A 12,275-nucleotide genomic window follows, 5' to 3' on the forward strand; every position below is an offset into this window, starting at 1 on the left:
AGCCGATGAGTTCCGGCGCCGGAAACGGTGTCGGATGCGCGAAACGTCGCAGGAATGTTCACGCGACAGGGCGTTCGTTAACCCCGCCGCATGCCGGGTTGGTCGCCCGGCCCGGACCGGCCATGCCGGAAGGTTGCCGTGAAGCAACTCGCCGAATGACTCGCGCCCGGGCAGGACGTTACGCGTGCCGGCCATCAGGGCCTTGCTTCGAGGATCATGTTGAACGGCGTGCCGGCCACCTTGCGCGATTGCGAGAAGCCGCCCTTGCGGATCACTTCGCCAAGGCGCTTCGGGCCCGCCTGGGCGCCAAGCGCCTCGCCCACTTCCTGATTGAGCGATGTCGGCACGCAGATGTGAGTCGACGACGCATAGTAGACCCGCCCGACCGGATTGAGATTATCCGCAAGTGAATCGCCGGCCATCGGCTCGATCAGCATCAACGTTCCATCCGGCTTCAGCGCCTTTCGCGCGTGGGCAACCGCGCCGACGGGATCGCCCATATCATGCAGTGCGTCGAACATCGTAACGAGGTCGTAGTCCGCACCGTCGAAGTCCTGCGCGCGCGCCATTTCGAAACGGAGATTGCTCAGGCCTTCCGCGTGCTTTCTGGCGTGCGCAATCGACGCATCGTGAAAGTCGAATCCAATGAACTTCGACTTCGGAAACGCCTTGGCCATCAGAACAGTCGATACACCATGACCGCAACCAACGTCGGCAACTGTGGCACCGCGCTGCAGCTTTGCAACGACCCCGTCCAGCGCAGGCAGCCACTCGCCGACAAGATGCGCCTGGTAGCCCGGACGAAAAAAGCGCTCGACCCCGCAAAACAGGCAATTGCAGTGCTCTCCCCAGCCAAGCCCCTTGCCGGACTTGAACGCCTCGGTGAGCTTTGGTTCGTCGGCGTAGATCGCGCTCAGGGAATAAAATCCGCCGGTCATGTTCACGGGGCTGTCTTCCAGCGCGAACACCGCCGCCTGCTCCGGCGAAAGCGAGAACTTGCCGCTCACGGCGTCGTAGGTCACGAATCCGGTTGCCGCCTGCGACGACAGCCACTCGCGCACGTAACGCTCATGCGTACCGGTCTTGCCGGCGAGTTCGGCGGAGGTCATCTCGCCGGTGGCGAGCGCGCGAAAAAGGCCCAGCTTGTCGCCGATAATGACGAGGGCCGCGTTGGAGGCCGCGCCCAGCTCGTTGACGACGGTGCCCAATAATGGTTCGAGTTTGGTCATATCGAGGGTCATGATGTGATCTTTTCTGAAATGGATTTGGTGCGATACTTCATCGCAGCGCGGGAATAGGGTTTTGGCGGCCCGCGGATAAGGGGCAGAATGGCCACTTCCGGGGCAATTGGGCCATCGGCAAAGGTCAATGAACAAAAAGCCCATTCACGTCAGCCTGGTGGTGTTTCCAGAGTGCGATCCGTCGATCGTCTACGGCGTGTTCGATACGCTGTGGGCCGCGGGCCGCGATTTCGACGGGCTGCCAGACGCGCCTGCGCTATTCGAGCCCCGGATCGTGAGCAGCGAAAGCGGTCCGATCAAGCTGGTCACCGGCGTCAGCATTCTGCCGCAGGACAACGTCGATGATCTCGATCGAACTGACGTGGTGTTCGTGCCGAATGTGATGGTGACAAAGCCGGAACACCTTCGGGCGCTCGATCGCAAGCTGCTGGCCTGGATCAAGCGAATGCACCTGAACGGCTCGCAGGTCTATGCGGCGTGCGGCGGCTCGCTGGTGCTGGCGGAAGCGGGCCTGCTGGAAGGCCAGCAGGCAACGACGCACTGGACCTACGCGCCGCTGTTCCGGCAGCAGTTTCCCGGCACGACGCTGCATGTCGAGCGCCTGCTGGTGCAAACCGGCGATGGCCACAGCATCGCCTGCGCCGGCGGCGCATCGTCCTGGCAGGATCTCGCGCTGCTGCTCGTCGCCAAACATGGCGGCATAGCCGAAGCGATCAAAATGTCGAAGCTGTTTCTCTATCAATGGCATCGCGACGGACAACTCCCCTATGCGAGCATGATTCAGAACGTAAATCATGGCGATGCCATCATTCTCCAGTGCCAGGAATGGATTGCGCAAAATTATGATCGTGCCGACGTCGTTGCGAGCCTCGTGAAGCAATCGGGCTTGCCCAAGCGCAGTTTTGACCGTCGCTTCAAGGCAGCGACCGGCTATGCGCCGCTGGCCTATATTCAGGCGCTTCGCATCGAAGAGGCAAAGCAGGCGCTCGAAACCGGTGACGGCACCGTCGAGGAAATCGGCCGGCAGGTCGGCTATGAAGACGCAAGCTCGTTCCGCCGTTTGTTCAGGCGCCTGGCCGGAATTAGTCCGCACGAATATCGCCGAAAACTGACCCCTCCGGGCGTGGTCCAAAATGCCGGCAAATCCGTCGTCCAACAATGAGCTTCTGAATTCCGGCGTTGGCACGTCAGGGTTAAGCATCGGCGACCAGATGCGCTAGCATTGTTCCTGGCCGGTGTGGTCTGCTATCACCGGCAAGCCTTCCATCGAGAAGCAGAAAAGCACCATGAGTTTCTTCGAGCGACTGAAGACAGCAGCGTCCGCCGAGTGGCGCGCCTACACCGAGCATCCCTTTACGAACGCCATGGCGGACGGTTCGCTTTCCGAGGCGGCGTTTCGTCACTATCTGGTTCAGGACTATCTGTTCCTGATCGAGTTTGCGCGCGCCTACGCGCTCGCGGTCTACAAATCGCCTGAGCTTGCGGACATGCGCGAGGCGGCGGCCGGCCTCTCGGCTATACTCGACGTCGAGATGGACCTGCACGTAAAACTCTGCGCCGGCTGGGGGCTATCGCCCGGCGATCTCGAAAAAGCCGCTCCGGCGGTCGAGATGCTGGCCTATACCCGCTACGTGCTCGACGCCGGGATGCGCGGCGACTTGCTGTCGCTGAAGGTGGCGCTGGCGCCTTGCGTGATCGGATACGCCGAGATCGCGACCCGCCTCGCAGAGCACCCGAACGCGTTACTCGCGACGAACCCGTATCGCGTTTGGATCGCCGAATATGCCGGCGCGCCCTATCAGGAGGTCGCGGCGAACGCACGGGCGCATCTGGAATCGCTTGCCGATCGCTACGCGACGCCGGCCCGCGAGGCCGAGTTGATCGCGATCTTCAGGGAAGCCACAAGGCTCGAAGCCGACTTCTGGGAAATGGGCTGGCGTGTAAACCAGCGTTGAATGGCAGCTAGTGGTTCAGGAGGACGCGCGCGCTATCTGGTCCATGGCATCGAGGTTTCGTGCCTCGCCAAACTAATGGCCTGTCTGGACGAGGGTGGGGTCGCGTATCGAAGATCCGGCGGGGCTGTTTATGTCGACCCCGCCATCGGTTTCGGAAACATGATCATGTTCACGGCGAACGTGCCGGGCTCCGCGGCCTGAACGATTGAAGCCCGGCGCGCGATCAACATCGCAAATCAGCAATCAGCTGGGAGCTGAGGCCGCTAATTGAAGCGGCCTGTGCGTTATTTCACGTACCAATAGGTGCCGGAGCAGGTGGAGGTCGCCCAAATCACCAGCACATGGCCGCCGCCGAACGGTATGCTCACTTCCATCCTGGGCGGGCCGTGGTTGCAACTACGACCGCCGGAGATCGTATCGAGTTCGGATTCCCTGAGCGGCCTGATTTCGATTTGCCTGGATTCCATGTCCTGTCTCCTGTTGTGAGACGAAGCGGCCGAAGCATCATCCGCTTCGTTAGATGGGGCAGGCTAGGTTCGCATTGGGTGACCTGCCGTGAGGCAAATCACGGATTAAGGCATCCATCCATCTACGTCCCGCCACCCGGGTTGTGTGACGGTCGTCACGGTGGGCTCCAAACGGCGATCGTATTGTCGCGCCATGACGAGCAGCAACGCGCGTCACCTCATTCTCAACCGATGGAGAAATGTCATGACCGAGCGCAACATCGAAAATCGTGAACTGGCGATCGAGGAACTGGAAGTCGTGGCCGGCGGCGTGACCGAAGGTGGCTGCATTCCCGACATCGTGAAGCTGCTGTTCCCGAAGTCGTCGCAGCCGGTTCCGTCCAAGGGTATCTTCACGACCCGCTGATCGAACGTTCAGGATCGACCGAAGCATCCAGTTGGGGGAAACAACATGACTGATCTCGCGCACGAACTATCAGAAACGGAGCTCGACCAGGTTTGCGGCGGCGAACTGGATATGATCAGTCTGCAAAGCATGGTGGCTCAGCGGCATCTGGCCATACAGCTGACCACCCATCTGATCCGCGCCATGAACGATACGACCCGCTCAATCATCGGAAATATCAAGTAAGCTCAGCCTGCAGCTGTTGCGTTCAATCGCTTGCAGGCTGGCTACCACCGGCGGTGCGGTGTAGCGTTGGCGTAGATCGGCATGCGTGGCTTGTCCTTAGGGAACTAGCGGCACCTGCGCAGGGTTATCCCGGCAGGGCACAATTTTTGCCGTCGAAGGAGTTCAGATGCGCATTCTCAGGTTGGCAGCGTTGGCGATTGCAGCGGTTGTTGCAACGCCGTCGGCGCACGCCCAGACCTACGATCCGAAATATCCGGTCTGCCTGCAGGTCTACAAAGGCTGGAACGACTATTACTTTGAATGCGGCTACACCTCGCTGGCGCAGTGCAATATGTCGGCATCGGGCCGCGCCGCGCAGTGCGTCGTCAACCCTTATTATGAGGGCGGAAAACGACGCGGCCAGAGGCCTCGCCGCGACTATTGAGCGTCGTTGGGTTCAATCCCCTTAAGCATTGAGACGGCCCGGTGCTGCGGGATCCGAGGTGGATTGGCGTTGCGATGGCCGCGACACACGGATTAACTTGCTTGGGGAATGTCTTTATTCCCGCGGGGTTAATCCGTAAGGGGGATTACACATGCAAGGCAACGTTTTTTGCGCTGTTTTGATTGCAGCCGTCACGACTGGTTTTGCCGGCATTTCGCAAGCCCAGACGCAGGCACCTGCCGCCGCGCCGCCCCTGTTTGCGACCACCAAGGTGGAAGGCACCGATAACGTCTATATCTTCCGTTATCAGAACCATCAGGCGATGTTCGTCGTCACACCGGCGGGCGTAATCGCCACCGACCCGATCAGCTACGGCCGCCCGCAAGCGGCGGTGGCCTATGTGGCCGAGATCAAGAAGATCACCAACAAGCCGATCAAATATCTCATCTACAGCCATCACCATTACGACCACATCGCCGGCGGCAAGCCGTTCAAGGAGGCCGGCGCCATCGTGGTCGCGCATCGGCGGGCCAAGGAGCGGCTGGCCGTCCTGAAAAGCCCCGATGTCGTCATTCCCGATCAGGTCGTCGACGGCAAACGCGCCATCATTCTCGGCGGCACCCGGATCGAACTCGTCTATACCGGGCGAAACCATTCCGACTCGTCGTTGGTGATGTTGCTGCCCAAGGAGAAGATCATCTTCGCGGTCGATTTCAATTCGCTTGGTGCGGTGCCGTCGCGGCTGGCAGTCAATGATTCCTATCCGGTCGAGTGGGAAGCCTCACTGAAGAAAACACTGGCGCTGAACTGGGAGCGACAGATCCCCGGGCATCCCGGGCCCGGCGGCCGGCTCGGCACTAGAAAGGACATGGAGCAGCAGTTCGCCTTTATGACCGGCCTCTCCACGGAAGTGAAAAAGGCCGCCGACGCCGGCAAATGCTTCGATCCGGCAACCAAGGAAGTGCGGCTGCCGCAACATGCGACGCTGCAAAATTATGAACAGAACATCGAATGGAATACGCACCGCTGGTGTGGCTATTGGGGCCGCGGCATCTGAAGCTTAACGAATGTACGAAAACAAAAGCCCGGCACAATGGCCGGGCCCTCGTCCAAATATTCTTCGGTGATGAAACTTAAACATTGATAGCGAAATGCGCTGGACGTGTCTGTTCAAGATAGCACACGGGCGTAGCAAATTCCTTCCGTATGACTGCGGATATCCCAGGCGCGCGCATGGGAGCGCACAAGCGTGAGCATCCCAAGAACTTTGTCCATTCACTCGGCAGGTTTGGTTGCCGCGCGGTAGCGCTTCCAGTTTTCAATGGTCGCTTCGTAGCGGACCGGCCTCTTTGCAGCGGCGACTGGCTCCGGCTTCGCGGCCGCCAAACCGACGGTTTCGGCCGGCCCGGCACTGGATGCATGTGACGCCGCCTTCGGATAAAAGGCGAGGAAGCAGAGCAGGCATGCAACGGCTACGCCGACAACGACCGGCACCGCCCAATCATGATGTGTACGCAGGCTGATATCTTGGCGCAGGACTCTTGGCATGTTTGGCTCCCACGTTGGATGGTTCTTGTAAGTCGAGACGCGCGGCGGCGATCGTGAACTGGCTCACTATTGCCGCTCACGAATCCGTTAGGGGCGGCCGGGCGGTAGCCCTGAGCCCGCGCGCAGGCTGAACGATCCGCGCCTTCAAAAAGTGATCCGGATCACGGAATGCCAATGGCCTATGCGCCCTCTCGATTCGATCGCTGTTCAGCTTCACGGCATATCTTGCGATTGGACAATGTCGTCTTTCATTGATCGCTTTTGAATCAATCGAGTGACGAAGCCGTGGTGTCGGCGCGCAAGCCTCGACACGCGGCCTCCCGGCCCATAACCTCCGCCGCGCAATTGGAGGAGAACTGAATTGGCCAAGAGAGTTGCGACAAGAGTTGTGAAGCGCGCTTCGAAAAAGACGCCCGCGAAGAAATCGACCAAAAAAGCTTCTGCCCGCGCCGGCAAAGTCGCGAAGGCGGCCAGCAAGCCGGGGAAAGCCAAGGCCAAGAACACCGCGTCGCGCAAGCCGGCCGTGCCCAAGGGGCCGGTGTGGCAATGGTCGGCGGTCGAGACCGCTGCCGCCATCCGGTCCGGCGCGATCTCTTCGGTCGAGGTTACGCAGGCGCACGTCGCGCGCATGCACGCGGTCAATCCAAAGCTCAACGCGGTTGTGGTCGATCTTTCCGATGAAGCGCTTAGGGCCGCCAAGGTGGCGGACCAGGCAAGGGCGAAGGGCCGCGAACTCGGCCTGCTGCACGGTGTGCCGATCACGATCAAGGAAAACGTCGACTACGAGGGCAGGCCCAATCCCAATGGGGTCCCCGCGCAAATGAACATCATCGCGCCGTCAGACGCGCCTGTGGTGCGCAACCTCAGGAAGGCCGGCGCTGTCGTGCTGGGGCTGACCAATACGCCCGAATTCTCGTTCCGCGGCTTCACGGACAACCCGCTGCACGGGCTGACGCTCAATCCATGGGACCCTGATATCACCTGCGGCGGGTCGTCGGGCGGCGCCGGCTCGGCGGTCGCGGCCGGCATCGGGACGATCGCGCACGGCAACGACATCGGCGGCTCGCTGCGCTGGCCGGCGCATTGTAACGGCGTTGCCACCATCAAGCCGACGCAGGGCCGGATCCCCGCCTTCAATCAAAGCGCCACCGCCGAGCGGCCGATGCTCGCGCATCTGATGTCGGCGCAGGGCCCGCTGGCGCGCAGCGTCGGGGACGTCAGGCTCGGCCTCGAAGTGATGTGCCAGCGCGATCCGCGCGATCCCTGGTGGGTTCCGGCACCGCTGGTGGGTACGAAACCGAAAGGACCGATCAAGGTCGCGCTGGCGAAACTGCCCGCCGACATGAACGTCGATCCATCGGTGCGCGCGACACTTCGGCAGGCCGCCGACCATCTGGAACGCTCGGGCTATCGCGTCAGCGAAATTGAGGTCCCCGATATCAACGGCGTCTGGCAAACCTGGTGCGACATCATCGTCAATGAAGTCGCCGTGCTGCAGGAAGCCGGAATGTTGGCGGTGGCCTCGGAGCATTTCCACACGGCCTGGGGCGGCATCAAGCTGAAGGCGAACACGCTCGACCTGGCGGGCTGGATGCGTGCAACGGCGGCACGCAGCGGTCATATTCGCGCCTGGCAAGCTTTCTTTGAGGATTACCCCGTCGTGCTGGCGCCGACGACGGTGATGCCGACGCCCGGGCCGCGCGCGGATACGGCCAGCCTGGAACGCGTGGCCGAGATGTTCTGGAACGATTTGCGGTTCATTTCCGCAATCAACGTGCTGGGCCTGCCGTCCGCGGTGGTGCCGGTCGCGCTGCACGAGGGCAAGCCGATCGGCGTGCAACTGATCGCGGGACGATATCGCGAGGACATGGCGCTGGATGCCGCGGCGTCGGTCGAGAAGCGCGCCGGGATGCTGGTGCAAAAACTGTGGCAGCAGATGGCGTGAGCAGGCGCGCGTGTCGGGGGTGGGGCTTCCTCCACCCCCAACACATCTGCATGCCCAATATCGCGCCATTGTGGCTTGACCTCTAGGCAATTGCGCTAGAAGTTGCACGCGCCGTGGTCATTACTTCTGAATTCACCCGAGATTCCGAACTGTTCGTTCCCGACTCGCGCCGAGCCTGGGCCCGGCTTGCCGTGGCCGTGCTGATTGGCTCGCTCGGCAGCGTCGGCATGTGGTCGGTGGTGGTCGCGCTGCCGGTGGTGCAGCAGGATTTTGGTGCGACCAGGGGCACGGCGTCATTGGCCTTCACGATGGTGATGCTGGGTTTCGGTCTGGGCCAGGTGATCACCGGCAAGATCTCCGACCGCTTCGGCATCGTCACCGCGATCGGGCTTGGCATCGGTATTCTCGGGCTCGGCTATATCGTCGCCGGCCTGTCATGGTCGGTCTGGCCGTACATTCTCGTGCATTTTGCCATCGGGCTGTCTTCGGCGGCGACCTTCGGCCCGCTGATGGCGGAAGCCTCGCACTGGTTCGAGCGCTACCGCGGGCTTGCGGTTGCGATCGCCGCCAGCGGCAATTACATCGGCGGCGCGGTCTGGCCGTCGCTGGTGAACTGGGGCATGCAGACCTATGGCTGGCGCACCACCCATATCGCGGTCGGCATCTTCACGGCCGTGGCGATGACGCTGGCGCTGTTGGGTTTGCGATTGCTGATGGGGGCGGGGGGGCGCCGCAGTCACGTCAACGCGCCGCCGCCGCGTCTCGACCTGAAACTGTCCACCAATACGCTCACGGTGATCCTGGGGCTTGCCAGCATCTCCTGCTGTGTGGCGATGTCGATGCCGCAGGTCCACATCGTCGCCTATTGCAATGATCTCGGCTATGGCGTGGCGCGCGGCGCCGAAATGCTGTCGCTGATGCTGGCCCTCGGCATCATCAGCCGGATCGGCTCGGGTTTCCTCGCCGACAAGATCGGCGGCATCCCGACGCTCCTGATCGGCTCGGTCGCGCAAGGCACGGCGCTGCTGTTTTACCTGTTCTTCGACGGCCTGACCTCGCTCTACCTGATCTCGGCGATGTTCGGGCTGTTCCAGGGCGGCATCGTGCCGAGCTACGCCATCATCGTGCGCGAGACGATGCCGGCCTCGGAGGCCGCCACCCGCGTCGGGTTCGTGATCCTGGCCTCGGTGTTCGGCATGTCGTTCGGGGGGTGGATTTCCGGCGTGATCTTCGACGCCACCGGCTCCTACGCCGCCGCGTTCACCAACGGCGTCGCCTGGAATGTTGTCAACATCGCCATCATGGTGCTGCTGCTGATGCGCGCGCGGCAGCGGATGGCGATGGCGTAGGGCGTTTTCCCGCGAAGTGAAAACCGGTTCGCGTCAGGAAAACGCGTCAAATAAAAATCTAAAGCCCGTTCCGATTCAATCGGAACGGAAAATGCGCTAGCGCAAACTATCCCTTTTCGACATCGCCGCCGGCATCCAGCCAGCCCTTGAAGCCGCCAAGGTTGCGGACGTTATTGTATCCCATCTCTTTCAGGGTCTTGCCGACCAGCGCCGAGCGCCCGCCTGATGCGCAGTAGGCGACCACGGTCTTGGATCGATCGAACGCTGCGTCATGTTGGGCGGAAGCCGGATCGGCGCGGAATTCCACGAGTCCCCGCGGGATGGCGAGCGCGCCCGGGACCTTGCCCGATGTCGCGACCTCGGCCGGTTCACGGACGTCGAGAAACAGCACGTCAGCCCGGCCAACCAGTTTCTTCGCTTCATCCGGGCTGATACGCGGCACTTCGGCTTCGGCCTCGGCCAGCATCATCTGTACTGTTTTCATTCAAGCCTCCTCTCGGACCAAGAACGCAGCTGCGCTCATTGGCGGCGAGTAAGGCGTAAACTTCGTGCGGTTGCAATGGTAAAAGATTGCGTGCGATCTCAAACCGCCTGACCCGCCTTCAACAGCGAGCAGCCGGTGATCTTCAGGCTGCCGTCGGGTTGTTGTTCCAGCGTGTACAACGCCTCCCAGGCCTCGCCGTTGACGTCGACGATATGGACGCGCTGGGCGACCTGGCCATTGGCGGCGCGGGCTTCGCCGAATTCAAAACTCTTGTGACGGTAGACCGGTGGATAGGCCTGCCGGACCATCTGCATGAAGATATCTGCTTGCGGAAAGATCTGCTGGATCGCAGGCGCGGCGTGGGCATAGGCGGCGGCGGAATCGTCGCGGCCAAAAGCCTGCTCCTGCGCGCGGATCACGCTCTGCGCGGCGGCGACGTCGTCGGCGAAGGCCGGCGATCCAATTCCGATCAGGATGACGACAAGGAGTGCAAGGGCGCGCATGCGGCTGTGTCCTGGCTGATGCAGTCCCAGTTACGGCCAAGTCGGCCGAAAGTTGCATCCATCTTGCCGGAGGCGCAAGGGGCTAGTCGCGGCTCAGGCGGGGCGAGAATTGCTCATGCCGCGACCTCGTCGGTCCACACCTTGAAGCTTGCCAGCGTGTTCGGCCCGAATGTCTGGGTGATCGGAACGTCCGAGGCGTCGCGTCCCTGCGCGATCAGAACGCGGCCGATCCGCGGCACGTTGTTGCGCGGATCGAACATGTGCCAGCGGCCGCCGATATAGGCTTCGAACCAGCCGGCGAAGTCCCCCGCCGCCCAGGGCTTTGGCGTGCCGATGTCACTGAGATAGCCGGTGCAATAGCGCGCCGGAATGTTCATGCAGCGACAGAACGTGATGGCCAGATGGGCATAGTCGCGGCAGACGCCGTTGCCTTCGCTATAGGCTTCCCACGCCGTCTTGGTGGCACGCGCATGCTCGTAGCCGAACGCGATGTGGCGGTGGACGAAATCGCAGATCGCCTGCACCCGCGCCCAGCCCGGCGGCGTCTTCTCGAACAATTGCCAGGCGATTTCCGACAGCCGGTCGGTCTCGCAATAACGGCTGCCGAGCAGATAGACCAGAGTGTCCGCGGGCAGATCCTCGACCGCATGCTGGATCGCCGAAGGGAACGTCGGATCGGGCAGGCCGGAGTCGCGAACGATGCCATCGGCGGCCAGGCGGACGCGGCCGCTTGGAGCCACCATACGGCTGCACCAATTGCCGAACATGTCGCGATAGGGGGTGATCTCCACCGCGGGCGTGGTGGTCAGGAAGTCCGGCACGATGACGTCGGAGGCGCGCGTGAAATGCGTGCCCAACACCATGATCATCGGGGTTGGTTGCGGAAAATCGTAGAGCATTTCGAATCCGACACGCAGCTTCATTCGAAATACTTTCCTGAGGGTGTTGGCTCGAAATGGCTACGAAACCGCCGAATACAAGGCTTTTGCTGCTTTATTCGCTCAAATGCGCCTGCTGGCAGAGAAAACGATAGCTAATTGCCGCAAAAGCGCGCACGCTGCGCCGATGTCCGAACAATCCGATGGTTCCGTGCGCAGACGAGCAGGTCTGTTGCCATGACGATGCGCTCGCGACGGGAAACAGTTCATTTCAGGCACCCGTTTCGCATCAAGGGAATCGATCGCCTGCTTGCGCCGGGCGCTTACGAAGTCGTCACCGATGAGGAGATGATTGAGGGGCTGTCGTTTCCCTGCTTTCGGCGCGTCGCCACCATGATCATGGTTCCCGGTGCGCCACCGCGGCATTCCTCGACTGAAATGATCTCGATCAGTTCGGTCGATCTGTCGGATGCGCAGCGCATCGATGCGAGCGCGCCGCGTGACTGAGATCCCGATTGAGCTCGACAAGCATCGTGGCATGGCGGCGCAGAAGGCAACCGATATCCGCCGCGTGCTCGCCGACGTCGAGGCCAATGCGAAACTGTTGCGGGACAAGCAGGGCGTTCTTGAAATCCAACTCCTTGCGGTGCCGGCAGCGTCATGGTCCGAAGCGGTAGCCAAGGCCCGTTACGTCCTCAATCTCTATTCGGCCAGCCTCGCGCCATCGGACACGCATCACCGCGACCTCGTCGCCGCGGTGCTCGCGGATCTCACCCGGCTCGCCGGGGAGGAGACCTGACGAACGTTCAGATTCGACAAGTTGAAGACTTCTTCCAGCGCGTTCGACTCG

At 61.8% G+C, this 12,275-nt stretch carries 16 protein-coding genes; 10 read left to right on the forward strand and 6 right to left on the reverse strand.

Annotated elements, in window-relative coordinates:
• Nucleotides 1-194 precede the first annotated feature (194 nt).
• Complete coding sequence (locus tag ACSQ84_RS30485; protein WP_436215437.1) at nucleotides 195-1,241, reverse strand: class I SAM-dependent methyltransferase; 1,047 nt, start codon at nucleotides 1,239-1,241, stop codon at nucleotides 195-197.
• 127 nt (nucleotides 1,242-1,368) lie between these two features.
• Between ACSQ84_RS30485 and ACSQ84_RS30490 the strand changes: the two genes are divergently transcribed.
• Both ACSQ84_RS30490 and tenA read left to right on the forward strand, forming a co-directional pair.
• Nucleotides 1,369-2,403 carry a GlxA family transcriptional regulator gene (locus ACSQ84_RS30490; RefSeq protein ID WP_436215438.1) on the forward strand — a complete coding sequence of 345 codons (1,035 nt, stop codon included), beginning with the start codon at nucleotides 1,369-1,371 and terminating at the stop codon, nucleotides 2,401-2,403.
• A gap of 124 nt (nucleotides 2,404-2,527) precedes the next feature.
• A complete protein-coding gene (gene tenA, locus ACSQ84_RS30495; protein ID WP_436215439.1) occupies nucleotides 2,528-3,196 on the forward strand; it encodes a thiaminase II in 669 nt (222 codons plus the stop codon).
• A gap of 284 nt (nucleotides 3,197-3,480) precedes the next feature.
• Here the strand turns inward: tenA and ACSQ84_RS30500 are convergent, their stop codons facing one another.
• Nucleotides 3,481-3,663 carry a hypothetical protein gene (locus ACSQ84_RS30500; protein ID WP_436215440.1) on the reverse strand — a complete coding sequence of 61 codons (183 nt, stop codon included), beginning with the start codon at nucleotides 3,661-3,663 and terminating at the stop codon, nucleotides 3,481-3,483.
• Nucleotides 3,664-3,907: 244 nt separating this feature from the next.
• On the opposite strand from ACSQ84_RS30500, the gene ACSQ84_RS30505 reads away from it, so the two are divergent.
• The 4 genes from ACSQ84_RS30505 (at nucleotide 3,908) to ACSQ84_RS30520 (ending at nucleotide 5,775) form a co-directional block, all read left to right on the forward strand.
• Nucleotides 3,908-4,069 (forward strand): hypothetical protein, encoded by a 162-nt coding sequence (locus tag ACSQ84_RS30505; protein WP_436215441.1) that lies wholly within the window; start codon nucleotides 3,908-3,910, stop codon nucleotides 4,067-4,069.
• A 45-nt stretch (nucleotides 4,070-4,114) separates the two neighbouring features.
• Entirely contained in the window at nucleotides 4,115-4,294 is a 180-nt protein-coding gene (locus ACSQ84_RS30510) for a hypothetical protein (protein ID WP_436215442.1), read from the forward strand.
• Nucleotides 4,295-4,460: 166 nt separating this feature from the next.
• Entirely contained in the window at nucleotides 4,461-4,718 is a 258-nt protein-coding gene (locus tag ACSQ84_RS30515) for a DUF3551 domain-containing protein (protein WP_436215443.1), read from the forward strand.
• 151 nt (nucleotides 4,719-4,869) lie between these two features.
• On the forward strand, nucleotides 4,870-5,775 hold the full coding sequence (locus ACSQ84_RS30520; RefSeq protein WP_436215444.1) for an MBL fold metallo-hydrolase: 906 nt from the start codon (nucleotides 4,870-4,872) through the stop codon (nucleotides 5,773-5,775).
• 218 nt (nucleotides 5,776-5,993) lie between these two features.
• On the opposite strand, the gene ACSQ84_RS30525 is transcribed toward ACSQ84_RS30520, so the two are convergent.
• Entirely contained in the window at nucleotides 5,994-6,266 is a 273-nt protein-coding gene (locus ACSQ84_RS30525) for a hypothetical protein (RefSeq protein ID WP_436215445.1), read from the reverse strand.
• Nucleotides 6,267-6,627: 361 nt separating this feature from the next.
• Between ACSQ84_RS30525 and ACSQ84_RS30530 the strand changes: the two genes are divergently transcribed.
• Together ACSQ84_RS30530 and ACSQ84_RS30535 are read left to right on the forward strand one after the other, a co-directional pair.
• Nucleotides 6,628-8,211 (forward strand): amidase, encoded by a 1,584-nt coding sequence (locus ACSQ84_RS30530; protein ID WP_436215446.1) that lies wholly within the window; start codon nucleotides 6,628-6,630, stop codon nucleotides 8,209-8,211.
• A gap of 113 nt (nucleotides 8,212-8,324) precedes the next feature.
• The gene (locus ACSQ84_RS30535) at nucleotides 8,325-9,560 is read left to right on the forward strand and encodes an MFS transporter (protein ID WP_436215447.1); all 1,236 of its coding nucleotides are present in this window, start codon (nucleotides 8,325-8,327) and stop codon (nucleotides 9,558-9,560) included.
• Between the two features lie 106 nt (nucleotides 9,561-9,666).
• Here the strand turns inward: ACSQ84_RS30535 and ACSQ84_RS30540 are convergent, their stop codons facing one another.
• From ACSQ84_RS30540 to ACSQ84_RS30550, 3 genes are all read right to left on the reverse strand, one after another.
• Nucleotides 9,667-10,044: a rhodanese-like domain-containing protein gene (locus tag ACSQ84_RS30540; RefSeq protein ID WP_436215448.1), complete on the reverse strand. Its 378-nt coding sequence runs from the start codon at nucleotides 10,042-10,044 to the stop codon at nucleotides 9,667-9,669.
• A gap of 98 nt (nucleotides 10,045-10,142) precedes the next feature.
• Entirely contained in the window at nucleotides 10,143-10,547 is a 405-nt protein-coding gene (locus ACSQ84_RS30545; RefSeq protein WP_436215449.1) for a DUF4864 domain-containing protein, read from the reverse strand.
• 113 nt (nucleotides 10,548-10,660) lie between these two features.
• Nucleotides 10,661-11,470, reverse strand: coding sequence for a transglutaminase-like domain-containing protein (locus ACSQ84_RS30550; RefSeq protein WP_436215450.1), 810 nt, complete (start codon nucleotides 11,468-11,470; stop codon nucleotides 10,661-10,663).
• A gap of 192 nt (nucleotides 11,471-11,662) precedes the next feature.
• Between ACSQ84_RS30550 and ACSQ84_RS30555 the strand changes: the two genes are divergently transcribed.
• Both ACSQ84_RS30555 and ACSQ84_RS30560 read left to right on the forward strand, forming a co-directional pair.
• Complete coding sequence (locus tag ACSQ84_RS30555) at nucleotides 11,663-11,932, forward strand: hypothetical protein (RefSeq protein ID WP_436215451.1); 270 nt, start codon at nucleotides 11,663-11,665, stop codon at nucleotides 11,930-11,932.
• On the forward strand, nucleotides 11,925-12,224 hold the full coding sequence (locus ACSQ84_RS30560; RefSeq protein ID WP_436215452.1) for a hypothetical protein: 300 nt from the start codon (nucleotides 11,925-11,927) through the stop codon (nucleotides 12,222-12,224). Before ACSQ84_RS30555 ends, ACSQ84_RS30560 begins: the two co-directional genes overlap by 8 nt.
• Nucleotides 12,225-12,275: the final 51 nt, after the last annotated feature.

The organism is Bradyrhizobium sp. LjRoot220 (assembly GCF_964252915.1).
GTDB lineage: Bacteria > Pseudomonadota > Alphaproteobacteria > Rhizobiales > Xanthobacteraceae > Bradyrhizobium.